At 39.0% G+C, this 19,460-nt stretch carries 20 protein-coding genes and 2 pseudogenes; 8 read left to right on the plus strand and 14 right to left on the minus strand.

Annotation, left to right across the window (positions count from 1 at the left end; genetic code table 11):
* The first annotated feature begins 43 nt into the window (after positions 1 to 43).
* Entirely contained in the window at positions 44 to 199 is a 156-nt protein-coding gene (locus tag J7I90_RS02510) for a hypothetical protein (protein ID WP_214768248.1), read from the plus strand.
* 33 nt (positions 200 to 232) lie between these two features.
* A complete protein-coding gene (locus tag J7I90_RS27660; RefSeq protein ID WP_214768249.1) occupies positions 233 to 982 on the plus strand; it encodes an exosporium leader peptide in 750 nt (249 codons plus the stop codon).
* A 472-nt stretch (positions 983 to 1,454) separates the two neighbouring features.
* Here the strand turns inward: J7I90_RS27660 and J7I90_RS02520 are convergent.
* Positions 1,455 to 1,992: pseudogene (locus J7I90_RS02520) on the minus strand (glycosyltransferase); the annotation flags it as partial.
* A 760-nt stretch (positions 1,993 to 2,752) separates the two neighbouring features.
* Here J7I90_RS02520 and J7I90_RS02525 point away from each other — a divergent pair.
* Complete coding sequence (locus tag J7I90_RS02525; protein ID WP_214768250.1) at positions 2,753 to 3,784, plus strand: acyltransferase; 1,032 nt, start codon at positions 2,753 to 2,755, stop codon at positions 3,782 to 3,784.
* An 88-nt stretch (positions 3,785 to 3,872) separates the two neighbouring features.
* Here the strand turns inward: J7I90_RS02525 and J7I90_RS02530 are convergent, their stop codons facing one another.
* Both J7I90_RS02530 and J7I90_RS02535 read right to left on the minus strand, forming a co-directional pair.
* On the minus strand, positions 3,873 to 4,847 hold the full coding sequence (locus J7I90_RS02530; RefSeq protein WP_214768251.1) for a bile acid:sodium symporter family protein: 975 nt from the start codon (positions 4,845 to 4,847) through the stop codon (positions 3,873 to 3,875).
* Between the two features lie 4 nt (positions 4,848 to 4,851).
* Positions 4,852 to 6,240: an FAD-binding oxidoreductase gene (locus J7I90_RS02535; protein WP_214768252.1), complete on the minus strand. Its 1,389-nt coding sequence runs from the start codon at positions 6,238 to 6,240 to the stop codon at positions 4,852 to 4,854.
* 529 nt (positions 6,241 to 6,769) lie between these two features.
* Here J7I90_RS02535 and J7I90_RS02540 point away from each other — a divergent pair.
* Positions 6,770 to 7,558 (plus strand): FadR/GntR family transcriptional regulator, encoded by a 789-nt coding sequence (locus tag J7I90_RS02540; RefSeq protein ID WP_214768253.1) that lies wholly within the window; start codon positions 6,770 to 6,772, stop codon positions 7,556 to 7,558.
* Between the two features lie 198 nt (positions 7,559 to 7,756).
* On the opposite strand, the gene J7I90_RS02545 is transcribed toward J7I90_RS02540, so the two are convergent.
* On the minus strand, positions 7,757 to 7,927 hold the full coding sequence (locus J7I90_RS02545; RefSeq protein WP_214768254.1) for a hypothetical protein: 171 nt from the start codon (positions 7,925 to 7,927) through the stop codon (positions 7,757 to 7,759).
* A 302-nt stretch (positions 7,928 to 8,229) separates the two neighbouring features.
* On the opposite strand from J7I90_RS02545, the gene J7I90_RS02550 reads away from it, so the two are divergent.
* Positions 8,230 to 8,601 (plus strand): cyclic-phosphate processing receiver domain-containing protein, encoded by a 372-nt coding sequence (locus J7I90_RS02550; protein WP_214768255.1) that lies wholly within the window; start codon positions 8,230 to 8,232, stop codon positions 8,599 to 8,601.
* A gap of 287 nt (positions 8,602 to 8,888) precedes the next feature.
* Here J7I90_RS02550 and J7I90_RS02555 read toward each other — a convergent pair whose 3' ends face one another.
* Entirely contained in the window at positions 8,889 to 9,098 is a 210-nt protein-coding gene (locus J7I90_RS02555) for a hypothetical protein (protein WP_214768256.1), read from the minus strand.
* 97 nt (positions 9,099 to 9,195) lie between these two features.
* Between J7I90_RS02555 and J7I90_RS02560 the strand changes: the two genes are divergently transcribed.
* The 3 genes from J7I90_RS02560 (at position 9,196) to J7I90_RS02570 (ending at position 10,848) form a co-directional block, all read left to right on the plus strand.
* Complete coding sequence (locus J7I90_RS02560) at positions 9,196 to 9,609, plus strand: MerR family transcriptional regulator (protein WP_214768257.1); 414 nt, start codon at positions 9,196 to 9,198, stop codon at positions 9,607 to 9,609.
* Between the two features lie 83 nt (positions 9,610 to 9,692).
* Positions 9,693 to 10,082, plus strand: a complete 390-nt coding sequence (locus J7I90_RS02565; protein WP_311315172.1) for a cupin domain-containing protein — start codon at positions 9,693 to 9,695, stop codon at positions 10,080 to 10,082.
* A 25-nt stretch (positions 10,083 to 10,107) separates the two neighbouring features.
* Positions 10,108 to 10,848, plus strand: a complete 741-nt coding sequence (locus J7I90_RS02570) for an SDR family oxidoreductase (RefSeq protein WP_214768259.1) — start codon at positions 10,108 to 10,110, stop codon at positions 10,846 to 10,848.
* A gap of 495 nt (positions 10,849 to 11,343) precedes the next feature.
* On the opposite strand, the gene J7I90_RS02575 is transcribed toward J7I90_RS02570, so the two are convergent.
* The 9 genes and pseudogenes from J7I90_RS02575 to J7I90_RS02610 all read right to left on the minus strand — a co-directional run bounded on the left by J7I90_RS02575 (position 11,344) and on the right by J7I90_RS02610 (position 19,447).
* A complete protein-coding gene (locus J7I90_RS02575) occupies positions 11,344 to 12,261 on the minus strand; it encodes a DMT family transporter (protein WP_214768260.1) in 918 nt (305 codons plus the stop codon).
* A complete protein-coding gene (locus tag J7I90_RS02580) occupies positions 12,254 to 12,949 on the minus strand; it encodes a GntR family transcriptional regulator (RefSeq protein ID WP_214768261.1) in 696 nt (231 codons plus the stop codon). The genes J7I90_RS02575 and J7I90_RS02580 overlap by 8 nt, the downstream gene beginning before the upstream one ends.
* Before the next feature lie 360 nt (positions 12,950 to 13,309).
* A complete protein-coding gene (locus J7I90_RS02585) occupies positions 13,310 to 14,458 on the minus strand; it encodes a M42 family metallopeptidase (protein WP_251025050.1) in 1,149 nt (382 codons plus the stop codon).
* 32 nt (positions 14,459 to 14,490) lie between these two features.
* Positions 14,491 to 14,640, minus strand: a pseudogene (locus tag J7I90_RS27165) (amidohydrolase); the annotation flags it as partial.
* Positions 14,641 to 14,803: 163 nt separating this feature from the next.
* Positions 14,804 to 16,282, minus strand: a complete 1,479-nt coding sequence (locus J7I90_RS02590) for a sodium:solute symporter family protein (protein ID WP_214768262.1) — start codon at positions 16,280 to 16,282, stop codon at positions 14,804 to 14,806.
* The gene (locus J7I90_RS02595) at positions 16,279 to 16,482 is read right to left on the minus strand and encodes a DUF3311 domain-containing protein (RefSeq protein WP_214768263.1); all 204 of its coding nucleotides are present in this window, start codon (positions 16,480 to 16,482) and stop codon (positions 16,279 to 16,281) included. Before J7I90_RS02595 ends, J7I90_RS02590 begins: the two co-directional genes overlap by 4 nt.
* A 391-nt stretch (positions 16,483 to 16,873) precedes the next feature.
* Positions 16,874 to 17,485 (minus strand): malonate decarboxylase holo-ACP synthase, encoded by a 612-nt coding sequence (locus J7I90_RS02600; RefSeq protein WP_214768264.1) that lies wholly within the window; start codon positions 17,483 to 17,485, stop codon positions 16,874 to 16,876.
* Positions 17,476 to 19,158: a biotin-independent malonate decarboxylase subunit beta gene (locus J7I90_RS02605; RefSeq protein WP_214768265.1), complete on the minus strand. Its 1,683-nt coding sequence runs from the start codon at positions 19,156 to 19,158 to the stop codon at positions 17,476 to 17,478. Before J7I90_RS02605 ends, J7I90_RS02600 begins: the two co-directional genes overlap by 10 nt.
* Entirely contained in the window at positions 19,139 to 19,447 is a 309-nt protein-coding gene (locus J7I90_RS02610) for a malonate decarboxylase subunit delta (RefSeq protein WP_214768266.1), read from the minus strand. Before J7I90_RS02610 ends, J7I90_RS02605 begins: the two co-directional genes overlap by 20 nt.
* Between the last annotated feature and the right edge of the window lie 13 nt (positions 19,448 to 19,460).

The following is a 19,460-nucleotide window of genomic DNA, read 5'->3' on the forward strand; positions in this document are numbered from 1 at the left end:
TAAGACCGTCCTAGTGGAGTTAAATACAGGAGAAAACTTGTTTGTGTTTATTCAAAATGTGAGTGGAGATGTTTCTTATAGAACCCCGTCACTTACTGTAAAACGTATAGGACCCCTCGTATCGTCTGCAAAAGAGGAAATAGAAACTAATAAATCAGAAAGCGAAGCGGAAAAAACAGAAAAAAGCATCATTGCTTGACTTTTCGGAAAAAGTGAACAATGAGGAAAAAGGGTGAGTAAAATAGATAAGCCAATTCAAGGTCGTAGATTTGTTGACACGACATATAAGTGTAAAAACGATGATTTCCTTAATAAAAACGATGATTTCCCTAATAAAAAGGAGCATTCCCCTAATAAAAACAATCATAAAAAATGTAAGGAGTGTGAACAAGGTCCTCGAGGACCTCAAGGACCTTCAGGACCTCAAGGATTTCAAGGACTTCCAGGACCTCCAGGACCTCAGGGAGAAACTGGACCTCCAGGACCAGGGGGTGCTTTGGCTTATGGATCATTGTACGATCCGTCTGGAAATTTTGTCACAGTGGCTGCAGTAAATCCCCCTACTCTGGGGCAGAAGGTTGTTTTCACAACTCCTGGTCCGTTATTAGGAACAGCTCCTTTTCCTCCTGGTACTGGTCCTTTTACTGATATTGAGGTTCTGACTGCTGGGGTATATGAGATAAGCATGGATTTAACAGCAAGACTAATTAATGCTTCTAACTTAACGTTTAATACCGAAGTGCAGTTCAGGTTATTCATCAATGACACAACCCCAGTTCTTGAAAGTACTTTTGAATCCTTTAATCGTATTTCTGGTGGTCCAGGCGGGCAACCATCGACAGTTGAAACTAGAAACACGATAGGAAGAACAATCCAACTTCGATTATCCGCAAACGATAGGCTAAGTATTAGAGTTATTACTGCATCTGCCAATGTAACATATAGGTATCCCTCATTAGTAGTCACAAAAATCGCCAACTAGCTGCCAAAGTCAGTAAATAGGAGCAAGAAGAGCCCCAACCTAAATGTTGTGTTGTGGGCTTTTTCCGATTTGCAAAATTATGAAGCTAAAGAACGTGGTGGTTTGGTTAAACAGGTATATTAAGCGAAGTCTCAATCCTGCTTCAACAAACATTCAAATCATTCCACTTTATTAATTTGTTTTAGCTTCTACTCCACTGAATATTAACTAAAAAGAAAAATCCCCCTCCCAATCAGCTAAGATCTTAATAGTTCGAAAAGTGGAATTTACCATTCTTCAGGTGTCATCAAAGCGTTCAAATAGCCATGTTTATAGTAAGTGCATCAATAAAAGTCGAATATTGTCATGATGTAGCTTTACTACCTTAGTTGCACTCCTGATACCTCATGAAACAGACATAGAAAATTTATTTTCAAAGCATCTCTCACATGAAAGAATCCTCCAACAGGTTGCTAGGGGATCCTTAAGATCATTATTTAAACTTATCCGAAAACTGCTTTATAACTCCCGCAGTGATAGTATCTGCCATTAAGATTATATGTGTGACCCCTTCGTCTATTGCAACGATTCTTGCGTTCCAATCTTTTGCTAAGCTTGCAGATAAATCATTTGTCACTAATTTCAGGTGCATTTACAGCAAATTTTTTAGATCTTCATTTTTCAAATAGGGGTTGGCACCGCTAAGGAAAGCTGCTAAATCATCAGCATTTCTATACCATTCTTTGTTTAGCTGTTTCACCAAGGCATCATTTCCACTTTTAGCCGCATCTACAATCTTTCCCGCAATAACAATATGTTCCTTAAGCAGATCCGCAAGTTTGTTACCAGCTTTCTCTCCGTAAACTGGCTTTACAGCATTTCCGATATCATCCTGATTCTTCATAAGTCTAGCCAGTACCTGTGTTTGATCCTCCACTCCAGCGGTTGTTGCACTTGTTATATAATTACTTGTCCACAATACGTGATCAATCCAAAGTCTCCTGAATTTCATTTTCGAAGTTTACCTCAGATTAACTAATACGTTTACCTGCGGTTAGCGTATGCACTGGTTGTTCCAGCTTTTTATTATTGATAGGCAATTTTTATATGCATAAAATTGCAAGTACTTGTACTTACCATGTATATATATTGGAATTAGATGGACTTACATCCTCCAATGTAAGCTGTTTTGTATAAAATCAGGTCAACAATCATGATATTTATACACAGACAAAACACGTCGCATTGGTGCTTGAAATATGATGAATTAATGTTTAAATTACTTGAAAATTCAGGAATGATACGCAAGAATTAGTGAATTTAATATGGGAGCAAGTTAATAGAGAAAGTAGAAAATAAGAACGCCCCTCCCCCTTCATCCCATTGTCTTACCAAGACTATTAAGCATTCTTCTAGAGGCAAAAATTAAATGTTTTTATTATCAGCACGACTTATGGTCCAGCATGTGTGCAGTGCTTCAAGCAATGATAAATTAAATATCAATTGCAAGTTTCAATCAGGAACCCCACCATTTCCCTTAGTCAAAAGGCTTGATTACAGGGGTTTCTTCTGTAGAGCTTTAATAAGAACATAGGCATTCATATGATTACTATCCGTATAGTGAAGTCGCTACTATAAACAGTCCACCCTCCTGAACGATTAGATCTTCATCAATTAAGTCTTACAGTATCTCGTAATTGGGTTCAGAAAGAGAAAAATAAATTTTTCTTTGGTGTACATAATATAGGGAACAACCAATGATAGTAAAAGTGTTATGAAAAGGGTGAACAAATGGAAAGAAATAACGCGATTGACTTTATTAAATTTTTTGCCATATTATCTGTTGTAGTCATTCATGTGTTCCCTAGGGATAGCCAAATTGGTCTATTTATTCTCGATAACTTCTCCAGGTTTGCGGTGCCATTCTTCTTTACTGCATCTGGTTATTTGTTCGGTCAAAAGATGATCCATAAAAGGGATTCCTTTGATTATTTTAAAAGGTATATTATAAAAATCTTGAAACTGTATTTGTGCTGGCTCTTCTTTTATATGATGTATGATGTTCTAATTCTTTATAAAGATGCTGCCGATGTACCAAAGGAATTTGCACAATACATTAATCATTTTTCTTTTCTTGACCTTATATATTACGGAACTGGGACTAGCGGATACCAATTGTGGTTTTTAACCGCATTAATTTGGAGTGTTATCATTCTATTCGGTTTTTTTAAGTTAAAAAAAGCAAGGCTTCTTTTAACCATTAGCTTAATATTCAACCTGTTTGGCCTTTTCGGTCAATCGTATTCGATGTTCTATGATCTTCCTCTGAGTACACGGGATTCTTTATTCATTGGTCTTTTTTATACAACTTTGGGATTCTTCTTTGCGGATGATAAATTCTTTAAAAAGTCAGGAACAATATCAGCGAAAACCAATTTATTTGTGATTTTTATCTTCTTTACTATCCAAGTGGTAGAAGGATACTTATTAGAAAAGATATTATCGGGAAGTCATGGGGAATATTTTATTTCTACCATCTTTTTAACTGCATTTCTTTTTTTATTTGCATTAAATAATAAAACATTGGGGAAGGATTTGTTCATTACTAAAGTAGGAGGAAGAGCCCTGGGTATATACATTGTTCATGTAGTCTTCATCGATATTTTTGATTTAATTATATCGGCACTAAGAATGGATCATATATCTGACAATCTATTCTTAAAACTATTTGAGACACTCCTTATAATTACGATGTCGTACATTTCTTATGACCTACTTCAATATTTCAAAAGGCGTTTAAGCGAATTGGTAAAAAGCAGTTAGTGGAAGGTTAAAACGTTACTTAGTGCTGGGGTTTATAGATAACAAAAAAACCCCTGCTGGGAGCATGGGATTTTTTTTTAACATATAATTAAAGCTTGGTCTCCACCGGATGAACTGGCGGTTCCTCTATACTGTCGCCTGCATGTTTTTTTGACCAGTAAGTCGCGAGAATTGGTCCCGATATGTTGTGCCATGCAGCAGCCAGGACGCTTGGAAGGGCTGCCAGCGGGCCGAAATGCGCAGTGGCAAGCGCAACACCTAACCCGGAGTTCTGCATGCCCACTTCAATCGAAATCGCTCTTCTGTTCACTTCATCAAGTCCAAGCACTTTTGCTGCTAAGTAACCAAAAAGCAGTCCAAATCCGTTATGAAGCATCACGGCAGTGAAAATAAGGAACCCGGAAGCAGCAATGCTAGCTGCGTTGCCTGAGACTACTGCGCTTACGATAGTAATGATGGCTGCTACCGAAATAAGTGGTAAAACGGTCAAGCTTTTTTCAACTGCTACTGGGAAAAACCGCTTAATGGCCAATCCTAAAACAATCGGAAGAAGGATGACTTGTACAATGGACTTAAACATATCAAAAAAATCAACCGGCATCCATTGTCCTGCCAGCAAAAGCAGAAGCAGCGGTGTCATGATTGGAGCCAGTAAAGTTGATACCGAAGTCATAGCTATCGATAAAGGTACATTTCCTTTTGCAAGATATACCATCACGTTAGAGGCTGTTCCGCCTGGTACACAGCCAAGCAATACCAGACCTGCAGCTAATTCGGCTGGCAAATTCATGAGTTTAGCAATAAGGAATGCTACAGATGGCATAATGATAAACTGGGCGCAAACTCCAATTATCACGGGCAGTGGTTTAGTAATGATGATTTTAAAATCAACTGCCTTCAAAGTGAGCCCCATTCCAAACATGACAACGCCAAGCAATATTGTAATGAATCCCCCCAAACCCAAAAATGGAGCAGGAAAAATAAAAGCAATGACGGATATTAAGATAACCCAAACAGCAAAATATTTTCCGGCTACAGCGCTTAATGCTTCCAATACTTTCATTCCATCACACTCTTTCTAGCATTAATATTTTATTTGGATTTAATAAATTATCTGGATCAAGGGCTAATTTGATTTTTTCCATCACAAACAGTGAGTTCCCATGTTCTTTTTCCTGATATTTTTGTTTACCGACCCCAACACCATGTTCGCCAGTGCATGTTCCCTTACGTTCTAGGGCATACAGGACAATTTGTTCATTTAGCTGTTCAGCTCTTTTAATCTCTTCTTGATTATTGTTATCAATCATTAAAAGTACGTGATAGTTCCCGTCGCCTACATGGCCGACGATCCCACCGGTAAGGCCCAGGAAATCAATAGCTTCCCTTGCATGGTGAATGGCACCGGACAGCTCTGAAATCGGAAGGCAGACATCAGTCACCATCAGTTTTTTTCCAGGATTGCCATGAATATAAGCATAGGCAAGATTATGGCGAGCTTCCCATAGGCGGTTCCTGGCAGCATTATCTGTTTCAAATTCAATATCGAGACAATTATGTTCAGCTACTATTTCCTTAGAGAACTCTATGTCTTGCTTCAACCCGGCTTCATTGCCATGAAACTCTACAAATAGTGTAGGCGCTTCGTTATAGCTTGTCTCACTATAAAGGTTAACCTGCTTCATTGAGGGTTCATCGACAAGTTCCACCCTTGCTATTGGAACACCTGACTGTAAAATGGATACAACAGCTTCCACTGCATGGGTCAATGTCGGAAATGATGCTCTTGCCGCCATAACGTGCTCAGGAATTCCATATACTCTTAACGTCAATTCCGTAAAGCAGCCAAGCGTTCCCTCTGATCCAACAAATAGGCCGTTTAGATGGTAGCCTGATGACGATTTAGCGGCCAAATTGCCAGTATGTATAATCGAACCATCTGCAAGTACCACTTCAAGATCACGGACTTGATCACGCATCACACCATATTTAACTGATGTCGTTCCACTGGCATTTGTTGCCGCCATTCCGCCAAGAGTAGCATCAGCTCCCGGGTCAACGGAAAAAAACAAACCGTATTTTTTCAATTCTTTGTTTAGTTGCGAACGCGTTACACCAGGCTGAACTTTTACCAGAAAATCGTTTTCACGCACTTCCAGGATTTTATTCATTAGTGAAAAATCAATAGTTATGCCATGGTTGTACGGTATGACATGTCCCTCGAGGCTTGTTCCCAACCCAAAAGGAACCATCGGAATTTTGTGCTTTTTTGCCAATTTCACAATTTCACTGACTTGCTGTGCTGTTTTCGGAAATACAACAATATCAGGAAGACTTACAGCATGATAGGATTCATCTCTACCATGCAATTCTCTTACTGTCTGGTTTTCCGTTACTTGACTTTCAGGAAGGATTTGCTTTAAATCGTTGATTAAATTTACACTAGCCATTTCCATTCTATTCTCCTTCTTTCTGCTATAACATCCGTCTTTGTCATATCTAAAACTTTGGTCGTACATATACCAAGATTTAGTTTCTTTTTCAATTCTTCAACTGTAGTATCAAGAGATGGTTTCCCCCTCCTTAATAGCTTAAGATGATATTGCTTCCATTTATCGGATAATTGGTCTAACCAATTTTCATTATACTAAATTTTTTGACTTTTTCAACAATTATCCATTTTATACTTTTCACCATAAAAAAATGCTTTATTATCAATATTTATAGTTGATTTTCCATCCTTATAACAAAAACCCAAATGACCTTCAATAACCATGTGAACGTAATTTGACTGAATCTAGACCATTATATTTTTACAATATTGGTCTAACCAATTAAAATAACAGATTTTTTCAACAGTTATTTATTTTAATTTTAATATTGCGGATTATCCCCTTGCTTCATAAATGAATGCTTGTTAGAATGATTTCACTAATAGTCGTACCAGCATGTTGTTAGGGTTGTCATGGAAGGATGAAGAGAATAATGGATTCAATACCAGTTAAATCTCCCAAAGTGTACGAAATCATCTTCAATCAAATTAAGGAATCTTTTATTAGCGGCGAATTGAAACCTGGAGATAAGTTACCCCCTGAACGCGAGTTATCCAACCGTTTTAAAGTGAGTCGAACATCAATCAGGGAAGCCCTTCGAGTATTGGAGATTAACGGAGTAATCGAGATTAGACCAGGAGATGGAACATTTATCAGACAATCTGATGTTCAATCACTGATCGAACAGCTATCCACCTCAATCATCAAGGCTGAGGACAACATGGTCTATGAAATGCTTGAAGTCCGTCGAGTAATTGAAACGGAGTGTGCTTTTCTTGCTGCACAAAGAGCAAACTCTCTTGATTTACAAAATATCCTTAAAGCTCTAGAAGAAATGGCACGTTCGGAACATGATGAAGAATTAGGCTTGCGAGCAGATCTGCTTTTTCACCATAGTATTGCACAAGCCACCAATAATTCCATATTTGCTGGATTGGTTCATACTCTAAGTGACCAAATGAAAAATACGATTCGTGCCACCAGACGGCATCGTTTCGCAAATCCAGGTCATTTCCAAGAAACGCTTCAAGAACATAAAGAAATCTACCATTCCATCGCATTAAAGGACGCGGACAAAGCCAAGCAACTAATGAATGCCCATATCATTCGCATTAGAGAGCAGATGGCGGCGGCTACACTTGAAAGCATTGGAGAAGATCCCAAAATTGCTGCTTATCCAAATGAAAAAGACCAGCCTCACAATGCTGTAGGTGAAAAATAAAGTTCCGCTTGCAATACAACTAACCAGATTATGGAATTGAACCTCTGGAATTATCAACTAAGTGATTTTTTAAGCTTGGCCTATTAATTGACACTACTTTGCCCAATAAAAAAAGCGCCTTTCTCAGAGGGCGCTAAGCTGCTTAATTATAGTTAAAAAATTGATCCCTTATATAAGTAAATGTTGGTTTTATCCTTTTTACATAGTGAAGGAATCAATGTTACATACTTTTAGAGCATTATCAATCAATGAAAGCTGTTCATCAATCATCGATAAGTAGGAAATATGATAGTCATTAATTTGCTCCTTTAACTCCAACAGCAGCGTTTTGTCCCTTAGTATAAGGTAAATCTCGTCTGGATGTAACATATCACTTCTCCTTTTAGTCAAGATATTACCTTTTACCCAAATTATTACAATCATTAACTTATAAGTGGATGTTTTGCACTATATTTCACAAGGGATTGCTCAGTAACAGTTCCTTCTTTATAGTAAAGGTCCGTTAGTTGAAGTAGCACGACGATCTAAAAAGGCTGTCGTATAGTAGTATTAAACGTCGAATATGTCCCCTTCTTACCTTGTTGTGTTAGACTTAATAGATAATACCATAATTTCTTGGGTTTAATTGACTTTTCTTAGTCACACTTGGCATAAGCAAAGGAGTGAAGGAAATGGAAAAAATCAGCGTTTTTTTGGATGACTATCGGAAAGCACCCGATGGCTATGTGTTAGTCGAGACTATTGACGAATGTTTAGAGCTATTGCAGAACTTTGATATTGAACATCTCTCTTTGGACCATGATTTATTAAATAAAACAAGGAATGGTTCTATGCTTGTTCAAAAGATGGTGAAAGAAAAACTATTTGCTAATCGGATTACTATTCACTCTGCCAATTCAGTTGGCGGTAAAGCGATGTACAACTGTTTAAAGCAAGCACAACGGAATTTAACTATGCCCCCTGCCATTATCGTATCCTTACGACCATTGCCCCTCAAATTCTTCCCGTCAAAGGTTCTGCAACATTATATAGATATACGGTAACCCTTCTCAATCTCAATTACATTCCACCCATTCTTTTTTAGATGAGACAGAGGTAAGATAAATAGTAAATAGAAAGGGCAACTTTAATCTGAGTTGCTCTTTTTGTATTTCTACTTTGTTTAAGAGATTGAATATTTTTCATTGCACACTTTGCCATCATCCCCATGTGAACAACTTACCCCTTTTCCATGGAAAGAGAGTGAACTATTTCCAGTATGATTGATCATCGAATTACTTTTTCCTTCTGGCTGTGCAACTTCCATAGCATTGTACCGACAAGCAGAAGTTCATACTTGGTTCACATAACGTTTCGCACATATAAATATGTATTTTAAAATTACTATCCTCTCCCCCTGCCCTATCTTAATTAATCTTGGTGGTTTCTTAAGCATTTCTAGCCACCCAGATCTTTCAATTTTCTGTGGTGATTTTTCCTTCTTTGAAGCTTTGTCATCCGTTGCAAAGGGTAAACAGTTATCTTTTGTGCTTTTTTGCATTAGCTGCCTCCTCTGATGTAAACAATAAATTTAATGCTTGACCTAGAGTTGACTCTAAGTTGTAAAGTGGTATGAGTAATGACGGAGGTGATCAATCATGTATCGAATTGGAGAACTCTCCAAACTATTGGGTGTTAGTGAACATACGCTTCGTTATTATGAAAAAGAAGGTTTAGTAGTACCGCTGCGTAAAGGAAAGAATCGTATTTATTCTGAAGAGGATAGAGAATGGCTCGAGTTCATCCTCCATATGAAAAATACAGGAATGGCCCTTGTTGATATTAAGAAGTATACCTTAATGCGTAAAGATGAAAATGGTGACAAACATGCACAAGAATTGATGGAAATCTTGGTAAAGCATCGAGACGAAGTTGCAGCACAACTGAAGATTTACGAAGAGAATCTTGAACTGATGAATCATAAAATTTCAAAATACCAGAAATTATTAAACGAACATCAGGATAAGGATTTATTTGATACTTTCGTTAATCAAAAGAAAAAAGGAAATTGAAGTAAATGAAAAGAATGAACATCGTATCAAAAATGGGCAATCATGTGGTACAAGACTAGGAGGATGATCTAACAATGACAAAAATAGCATCTATTGAAAAAAACGCAATTTTTCCAATTGGCGAACCGATTGAAAATGAATACTTCTTTGGAACAGCATACTTGGAAATGCTTTTAACTGATTCAGCTTTGAATGCACCAATCGGAAATGTAACATTCGAGCCTGGTGCCCGCAATAACTGGCACACACATGCAGCAGGGCAAATCCTGTTAGTGACTGCCGGTGAAGGGTGGTATCAGGAAGAAGGTAAACCAGGACAACTTCTAAAGGCTGGGGATGTTGTAAATATCCCTGCAGATGTCAAACATTGGCATGGTGCTGTGAAAGACAGTTGGTTTGTCCACCTAGCTTTAACTCCGGGCGAAACTATTTGGTTAGAACCCGTGACTGAAGAATATTATCAACAATTATAAAATTTTTTATTTGGAGGATGAGAAAATGGCAAATATTGAAGGCAAAGTTGTTGTAATTACTGGTGCATCTAGTGGTATTGGGGAAGCAACTGCAAAATTGTTAGCCGCAAATGGTGCAAAAGTTGTTTTAGGGGCACGTCGCGATGATAGATTAAAAGAACTTAAGGAAAGTATCGGCCAAAATTGTATTTACGCAGTGACGGATGTTACTTCATTAGAAGATGTTCAAGCCCTCGGAAAACTGGCTTTGAATACATTTGGACGTATTGATGCTTGGATGAATAATGCTGGCGTAATGCCGCAATCGACCCTGGATAAATTACACACCGATGAATGGAATCAAATGATTGATGTGAATATTAAAGGTGTCTTGAACGGAATCGCTACAGCCTTACCACAAATGCGTAAACAAAGTGCAGGGCACATCATTAACATTTCCTCTATTGCAGCGCATGGAATCAATGTTGGTGGAGCTGTTTATAGCGCAACGAAAGCAGCGGTAAATATGATTAGTGAAACGTTACGTCAAGAGGAAGCTGTGGCTGGAAGTAATATTCGGGTGTCGATTGTTTCTCCAGGAGCTATCGCAACAGAATTAACGCAAACTATTACTGATACAGACTTGAAAGGTCCATTCGAAGAATTATATGATGCTTTTGCGATTAGTCCTGCCCGTATAGCGGAAACGATTCTGTTTGCTTTGAATCAACCTGAAGATGTTACCGTTAATGAGTTTATTGTAAGACCATCTCGACAACAGCCTTAATCGATAAAAGTTTTCTCACTGGGAACATTCCAATAACAGATAGAATAAAGACGCAGGTTAATAAAATAGATCACAGCCTGATTGGAATCGAACAGGCTGTGATCTATTTTAGTCTTAAGATCAATTGCTATTTAATAAGCCCATTCTGTATTCATTGAATTAATTCATGATTTCACTTCATTGAAAAATTGCGGCCATACTCGTATTTATATTTCGATTTCCATGCCATTTCTCCTTTATTAGTTGAAATACATAGGCTATTAGTGTTGCTGTATATATGTTGAGCAGTCTAATTAACGACTTTTGAATGGCTCAATGTATGAGTAAAACCCGTAAGAACAAAAAAAGCAATTCACATGTAGTGTAATTGCTTTTTTAAAGAAGTGTATGAATATGACTCATGCTAATTAAGCTTCCCCTTACAGGGTAGACTATGGGTTTTTATCGCCAAGTAAAAATAACTACAGCAGGGTTTTGCCCGGTTTACCAATGACATTACTTGTTTTTTACGATGGATAGTATCGTAATGGTGCTTATAATGCAGAGTGTGCCGAGCCACTCTGCAAAACCGAACGTTACATTCAACCAGAAAACGGATATTAAGGTTGCGGATAACGGTTCAACGGAAGCCAATAAACTTACCTCTGAAGCAGAGATGAATTTCGTACTTTCCAAATAAAAATAAAAAGCAATGATCGTACCGAAAATGATGATGAATAAAACCGCTGAAAATGAAGATAACGTCCATTTGCCTTCAAATGCCCATGGGGGATGGATCACGCTAAAGCATATGCCCCCAATCAACATGCCCCAACCCACAACAATCATTGAACCCCATCTTGAAAGGAGTTTAAAAGGCTGCAATGTATAGAATGCCAAGGCAAAGGCTGATGTTACTCCCCAAAATACTGCCCACCCGGAAATGGAGAGTGTACGTATGCTTCCTCCCGTTACTAGCAAAAAAGTGCCTAAAATCGCTATGATCACAGCTACGCTTACCGTAATGCTTGGAAAACGTTTGGAACGAATGGCTAAATAACAAGTGATCAGTGCCGGGGCCAAGTATTGAAGGACAGTGGCAGTGGCTGCGTTGCCATGTTTAATTGCTGCAAAATATGTGTATTGAACAGCGAGCATTCCCAGAATGGCAAAAAGGATAATTTGAAGCGCATCATTTTTAGTTTTCCAAATCTCAAATACTTTCAGTCGTTCATTCTTATAAGCGACCCCCAATAAGATGATTCCAGAAAGCAACAAGCGTACAACAGTAAGCCACTCAGGACTGAAACCTTGCTGCTGAAATAGATATTGAGCTGCCGTTCCTGACACTCCCCATAACGCAGCGCCAGTCAGTACAAGTGCAATCCCTTTATTTCTTGAAGGTGATATAGCAACTAAAGTATCATTATTCATGCTTTTCTTCCCCACTTATTACACGTTCCGTATGGGCTTGAATTCTAAAGTAACTCTCTTTCCAATTCTTTTCTATCTGCTTAAGCACCATAGTGAGGTTCCCACCCCTAATTGTCTGTATGATCTGATCATGCTCATCAACGGAAAAGTGAACATCATTTACCTGATTGAAATAAAACAGTTCCATTCGTATAAGTTTTTGTTTGAGTCCCGATAGAATCCGCTTCAACTCATCATTTGTAGAAAGATTGATGTAAATGGAATGAAAGTCATCATCCTTCTGGACAGCAACTATTTGATTTCTCTCGTCGATTGCGTTTTTCACTTCATGATTGATGGCTTCCATCTCCATTAAGTGTCTTTCTTCAATGAAATCAAAAGCCTGTTCCATAGCCAGCTTTTCCAGTGTCCAAACAAGGGAATATATGTTTAATACCCCTTCGAATGAAATAGGGGAAACAATGGTTGAACGGCTCGGCTTGGTCTCGACAAATCCCTCATCCTCAAGCCTTAAAAGTGCTTCTCTAATAGGGGTTCTGCTTACTCCCAATTGTTCGGCTAATTCTTTGTCGCGTAATTTTTGGCCTGGCGTCAGGATCCCTTGGACAATCCAATCCTGCAATATCATGTATGCTTCTTCACGTACAGACGTACGTTTAATTTTTTGTGAAGAATTTGATTGCTTCAACGGCTATACCTCCTTTAAATACAGATATATAATATGCAATATATCACATATTGCATATCATTGAAATGAAAATCAGAAAATTTCAAAATGATACATAATTGCACCGCCACATGGCGTAAGACATCTAGACGGTGTATAAGCCATGAGTAATAGAATTTAAACACAATAATTAGTAACAAAAAAGACAACACTCACAACCAGAGTGCTGTCTTTTTATTTGAGTTTTCCCATCATTGATAAGTAATTGGCGGTATGGTATATTCTTTTGCCATTGGAAAGCGGAAAACACCTTCTAACCTTTAGTTATTTTCTAAAGTGAAAAGTTTAAGAAACTTAACTCTTTTTATACACAATAATCTGTTAAATAAAACCTAAATCTTTCCCTCCATTGTCCAATACGATTCCTTTTGCAATCTTCAATACCCCTTCGGCATCATTGAGATTGACTAATTCCACCGGGGAGTGGGAATATCTGCGCGGCGTTGAAAGAACTCCTACCGGTATCCCTTTATTCGCTGAAGTCAAGCTGGCTGCATCAGTTGTATAGGCGTCCCCGACCAATGTAATCATCTGTAAGGATACATTTGCTTTAGCTGCCTGTTCTTCAATGATTTCTCTCACTTTAGGGTGGATGTGGTTGAATACCATTGTACCTCTTACCCCATCCGCAATAGGGCAAGCTGGTCCTTTTCCTAGGTAGACGGGAAGTGATATTTCCGTATCGATATCAGGTGTATCACCAGCTGGGATTGTATCTAGGACGATTGCATAATCAGGTTCAATCGCATTTCCTACCATAATGGCCCCTAGTAGTCCCACCTCTTCTTGAACAGTTACAACACCATACAATGTTCCGGCAAATTCAACGCCTTGTAATTCTTTAAATAACTCTATTAAAATTGCACAATGAATTCGATTATCCACTGATTTTGTACATACAAGATCTTTATTTACCATTTCCATAAAATCACTTTGGAATACAATGGGATCCCCCACTTTAATTCCCAGGTCCTCAACCTCCATTCTCGAGGAAGCCCCTACATCTATGTAACATTCACGTGTTGTTTTAACGCGCTTACTTTCCTCGGGAGTTTGCATGTGTCCAGCTTTGATCCCGATTATTCCAGGCAATTTTTTTGTTGTAACCCAGACTTTCCTCCCTAACAATAATTGATCCGAAACTCCTCCCACCTTATCAAACATGATAAACCCATTGGGTAAAATATTTTTTACGCAAAACCCAACCTCATCCGAATGACTGGATATCATCAATTTTGGCCCGGGGGCATTTCCTTTTTTTATCGCAATCACATTGCCATTGCGATCTACATCCACCTCATCAGCATATGGTAATAAATTGTCCCTCATATATTTAACAACTTCTTGTTCTGAACCAGAAACTCCTACCAAGCCAGTTAAATCTCTTAATGAGTTTTTTATACTTTCTTTCACTTTTTGCTCTCTGAGTGAATGTCCTGCCTTTTGGTCTATCATATTGCTAGTTTTCATTTGAACTCCTCCTTTTGGTTTCACTGGACAACCTAATTTATAGTAGTGGTTTTCTCTAAAAACATGGAAATGAACATTTTTCCAATCATTAACATGGACTGTTCATCTACATCAAATTTTGGATGATGGTGAGGATATATAGCATTTTTATCCGGGTTCTTACCTCCAACCCAGAAAAATGTTCCGGTTACTCCTTTACAAATAATAGGCATTTGAAAGGGTAGTTCTGGGTACATATGAAGATCTCTGAGGATTTCTAGTCAGGGTGTAAATCTTGGAACCTATTAAGCAGGTTTTCATCATAAGAATAGTCCTTTCCATTTACTATTTTTCTTACAATGGGAATTAAATTAAGTGGGAATTTTTCACTTCTGAAGATACTGGAAGTTGTTTGGTGAAAGTGCTTACGATCAGCATGATGATTATGTTTACGCCCAACGCAATAATACCCGAATTCAAATCCTTCAATACTTGTGGTAGGGCCGGCAGCATAGTACCAATGGAGGCATTTGTGATCGTTATATACGCCACTGTGATGACTCCAGCTATCATTCCAGCTGCTGCACCTTGTTTCGTAACTACATTGTTTTTCGCCAAGCTAAACAGTATTGCTGGGAATAATTGCGTTATAAAGCTATATGCCATAAGGAGAAGGGTTACGATGGAATTGCCACCGTTAAATGTAAAGTAAACGCAAATCAGCGAAATGACAGGGACCAACATTTTAGAAAGCATTGATATTTGTTTTTCTGAAGCTGTTGGAATAATGACTTTATATACGTTCTTGGATAGTGTTACGGATGCTGTCATCAACAGCATTGAGCCTGGAACTAAAGCAGTCAATAAGCCGGCTGCACCAATCACCCCAACAAACCAAGGATCAAACGTTTGTATGGAAATACGCAGTAATGCGAGGTCAGTTTCCGCACCCTGTAATCCAGGGACTTGCTTAATCGCTGCAAAACCGACAAAAAAGATAAACAATAACATAAGTGTATACAGCGGAGTTATTACGGCATTTTTTCGAATAGCTTTTGGCCCAGTTGCCGAATAAGTTGCTACAAATAAGTGGGGCCACATTAATCCGCCAATGCTTGTCATCACGACAGTGGAAATAAACCATGAGATTCCGAGGCCAAAATCAGGCAGCTTGAGAAAGTCTGGATTGGTAGCTTGAATCTCTCTGAACATGGACTCTATTCCACCATAATAATGGTAGGGAATATATATTCCGATAAATACGACCACCCCAAATATTAGAATATCTTTGATTATAGCCGTCTTAGCGGATCCATGTATTCCAGAAATCATTACGTAAACCGTAACCGAAATTACTCCAATCCAAGTTGCGACAGTAGGGGATATGAAACCATAAGACGCTTCAGAGACAATGATGCCCAAACCTTTTAACTGAAGCACGATGTAAGGAATCATCGAAATGACACCAATAAGAGCAGTGATAACCCCTAAATATGGACTTTTATACTTACTAGCAAAGAAATCGGATTGAGACACCAGTCTGTGATCTTTTGCATATTTCCAAACGTTTGGATACAGCCAATAAAAAATACAATAAATGAGACTTAAATATGCGATTATATAAAAGGCAGGTCCACCCTTTCCATAAGCCCAAGAGCTTGCACCTAGAAAAGTAAATGTTGTATACGATTCTCCTGCCATTAGAAGGAAAACAAGAATCGTTCCAAACCCTCTTCCACCAACAGCCCATTGCTCCAGGTTCATATCTTTACCTTTTCTAGCAGTTATTCCGGTATAAATAATGAACAGCAGAAAACCGAAAAGCACAAAGAGTGAGGCATTCATTCCGTATCACCACCTTCTTGATTGGCGGGGTCAAGTTTAAAAACGATGGCCATAATTAATGTCGTTAAAACAACCCATAAAACGATCCAAAACATGAAAAACGGCAATCCGAGTACAAACGGTTCTACACGATTAACTAATGGAAGAGAAAAAAGCATTCCGAGAAAAGGAATCATGCTTAAAAAATGGCCCAGCTTCATTGTCCAACACTCCTTCTAATTTAATCGTTTTAAATGACAACCATATAATGTTGTTCGAATTGCTTGCACTTTGTCATGTTGAAATCTAATAAAACCAAAACCCCCTATTAAAACGTACGGCTTTTTGAATCACCTCCTTTCAAAAAAACTAATCGAGTAAAATCAATTCATCATGTAATGATCATATATTTCATAAGACCGTTGTTTTATATAAAACCCTTTTAATAAAGCGGTTATTCTGAAAAATAATGGTTGAAAAAGTTTTTTTACTTAAAAGAAAGTTTCTCAATCACTCCTTGCCAATACACGTTTTTACTTATTTTGAATAGATGAATAAACCCAAAATGAGATGAAGAAAAACATTACCACTTTCAGATCAAGGCGTCCTCTATTAACGAAGAGTGACTTCTTTTAAAAAGGGACCATCCATCGTCCGATATAATACCTCCTTTCCTTCTGACTTTACATATTCACTTAATGAAAAAGCACCTTCTTTCGTTTCCAGTTGGATATCAATCCGAAAAGGAAGTTTCTTCAGTCCATTTTCAATTTTCTGAGCGATAGTAATGGTGAATTCTTCGGAAATTCGAATGACAATATCAATATCACTTTTTTCTGTGACTGCTTCTTGTCCAGTGGCGAGTTCGAATCCAACACTTCCAGTCGGCCCCCACGTTAGCGAAGCCACATCCAAAAGGTCACTGATCCGATCTAAACAATGAAAAATCTTTTTTGAATGGTTCTGCCATCCTTTTTCCTGTGCAAGCTGTTCGGGAGAAACCCTGCTGAGAATCGAATCAATTGGTAAAAATGCTGCGAATCTTTTATTCCTTTCCGTCCCTCGCACACCTACCGCCACCTGTCCTTTTGCTGCACGGGAACGGCGGATTACCACAAATGGCGAAATTGCCAGAGATCCTTCCACCCAATTCGGGATAGGGGTATGGCTGATTAATTCTTCTGCGCCTTTAATCCTCAACAAGTCATGTGGGCTTAGTTCCATTGTTCATTCAGCTTCTCCCTCACTAAAATGGAAGCCGCACGTCCACCTGATACAGCAAAAGGAGAGGTTAATCGTACTTTTAAATCTACTGAACCAGTCATTTTTATGTCAGAAATCGCTTCCTTTATTTCTTCATGAATAACATCGCGGTCCTTGTGTTCCGGCCTGTCCGCATTTACTCCATCTACTAACGAATGCAATGCGCCAAGTTGTTGGAATGATACAATATCGTATGCCATCGCTGGAACTTTTTTCGCCGCGACTTTTAATTCTTCTATACTTCTTTGTGTAATTCGGGCAGCAGATTGTTTTGACATAACATGTACATTCACACCGGGATCACGAAGTGCAATTAACCGGTGGGCTTGCATACCATGTGATAAAAAGGCACCTGAAATGGCATTGCCCGGTATGAACGAAATAACGGGATGACCTTCCAAACGTGCGGTGACATATGCATAAACGGCAGCTGCACATGCCTGATGAACGCCTAACAGTTCTTCGTGATAACCGTAGGCCTGACTCGGAACATCGACGATGGCCACGATTGCGCGTTTTTCACCATTTCGATCTTCTTCAATCGCTTCCCTAACATGCTTGGCAATTGACCAACCCTCCTGTAAACCTACTTCCCCATTTCTTGCCCTTGGAAAGCGACCCTTTGGATCGGGTACTACAGCAATATAACGCACCTTCGTCTTGCCCAAGTAAGCATCAGCAACTCGAACGGAGGGAATATCGCCTATTTCAGGAATCCCATTACTCAATAAATCAAACCAGGTCTGTCCCCGTCCATTATATTTTTCACCTTTTGAAACATTTTGTTTTTGCATAACATCATATCGAGACTGATTCCAGAGCTTACGTACTTTTTGTGGCGTTATCCGCTGTAACGGTTTCGCTGCATTTAAAAACGACTCATACCTCTTAATTTGTTCTGATCTTGGTTCAAAGGATACGTGACCGTTTAATATTGAAAAGACGGCTGTTTTTACGGCCTCCGTATCGTCTTCAATTAATATATCCGCAAAACCGGCCGAACTTCGCTGTTCTCCGCCAAGTGTACCCCAAATCAGTGGCCGGTCTTTTGAATCAAACTCGCGAATACCGGCTTCCTGCTCAATCACTTCAGGTCCGTTTAATCCCAACCGGCCTTCTCTGGTCATAATGATGGCACTGCAAAGGCCGGCTGTTATCGACATACCGCCAAATGCACCGATCTTCCCTGGAATAACAGCAATGACAGGAACATGGCGGCGAAGCGCCACAATGGCTGAACCAATTTCGGCAATGGAAAGTAATCCATAATTGGCTTCCTGCAGCCTCACTCCCCCTGTATCAAACAGTATGATTGGTATCGTCTTTATTCCGGCTTCACAATCTATTAAGGCCATTTCGAGTGAACCGGCGATTTTTGCACCAGATACTTCGCCGATACCTCCGCCTTGAAAATTTCCCTCCATGGATATCACGACTGCCCGTTCCCCATTAATTGTACCTTTAGCCACAATGACGCCATCGTCACTTTGCGGAACGATTCCTTGAGGTTCCAAGTGAGGCGATTCCAGCCCATCAAAAGGACCAAGAAGCTCTTTGTATGTTCCATCATCCAGTAGATTCATCGCTCTTTCCCGTCCACTGCATTCTACAAAACTACTTTTTGTTTGAATCAAGAAAGCTCACCTCCAGCGCTTGTGCAAGGCGAATCGTCACAACACCAGGTGTTGCGCCAAAGTCATTAATTGTAACTTTTGCAGCGACATCATGCTGTGTGAAAAATCGTTGAATTATTGCTTCCCATGTGTCTTTATAACCGGTGATTCCCGTCCGGATGGTCACCACGGTCTGTGATTCTTCGCACGGCTCTATCATCACTTCCAAATCACCCGATCCAACAACGCCAACGTGCGCCTTATTGACAATTTTTCGTGTTGCAGGAAATGTGTATTTGAAACTTTCCAAATGAAGTACCCCC

This window comes from Bacillus sp. ISL-57 (genome assembly GCF_018613135.1).
GTDB classification, from domain to species: Bacteria; Bacillota; Bacilli; order Bacillales; family DSM-1321; genus Peribacillus; species Peribacillus frigoritolerans.

Excerpts from the sequence above, each read along its gene's own strand:
- J7I90_RS02525 (WP_214768250.1), top strand. The coding sequence starts at position 2,753 with ATGGAAAGAAATAACGCGATTGACTTTATTAAATTTTTTGCCATATTA.
- J7I90_RS02530 (WP_214768251.1), bottom strand. The coding sequence starts at position 4,847 with ATGAAAGTATTGGAAGCATTAAGCGCTGTAGCCGGAAAATATTTTGCT.
- J7I90_RS02535 (WP_214768252.1), bottom strand. The coding sequence starts at position 6,240 with ATGGAAATGGCTAGTGTAAATTTAATCAACGATTTAAAGCAAATCCTT.
- J7I90_RS02540 (WP_214768253.1), top strand. The coding sequence starts at position 6,770 with ATGGATTCAATACCAGTTAAATCTCCCAAAGTGTACGAAATCATCTTC.
- J7I90_RS02545 (WP_214768254.1), bottom strand. The coding sequence starts at position 7,927 with ATGTTACATCCAGACGAGATTTACCTTATACTAAGGGACAAAACGCTG.
- J7I90_RS02550 (WP_214768255.1), top strand. The coding sequence starts at position 8,230 with ATGGAAAAAATCAGCGTTTTTTTGGATGACTATCGGAAAGCACCCGAT.
- J7I90_RS02555 (WP_214768256.1), bottom strand. The coding sequence starts at position 9,098 with ATGCAAAAAAGCACAAAAGATAACTGTTTACCCTTTGCAACGGATGAC.
- J7I90_RS02560 (WP_214768257.1), top strand. The coding sequence starts at position 9,196 with ATGTATCGAATTGGAGAACTCTCCAAACTATTGGGTGTTAGTGAACAT.
- J7I90_RS02570 (WP_214768259.1), top strand. The coding sequence starts at position 10,108 with ATGGCAAATATTGAAGGCAAAGTTGTTGTAATTACTGGTGCATCTAGT.
- J7I90_RS02575 (WP_214768260.1), bottom strand. The coding sequence starts at position 12,261 with ATGAATAATGATACTTTAGTTGCTATATCACCTTCAAGAAATAAAGGG.
- J7I90_RS02585 (WP_251025050.1), bottom strand. The coding sequence starts at position 14,458 with ATGAAAACTAGCAATATGATAGACCAAAAGGCAGGACATTCACTCAGA.
- J7I90_RS02590 (WP_214768262.1), bottom strand. The coding sequence starts at position 16,282 with ATGAATGCCTCACTCTTTGTGCTTTTCGGTTTTCTGCTGTTCATTATT.
- J7I90_RS02595 (WP_214768263.1), bottom strand. The coding sequence starts at position 16,482 with ATGAAGCTGGGCCATTTTTTAAGCATGATTCCTTTTCTCGGAATGCTT.
- J7I90_RS02600 (WP_214768264.1), bottom strand. The coding sequence starts at position 17,485 with ATGGAACTAAGCCCACATGACTTGTTGAGGATTAAAGGCGCAGAAGAA.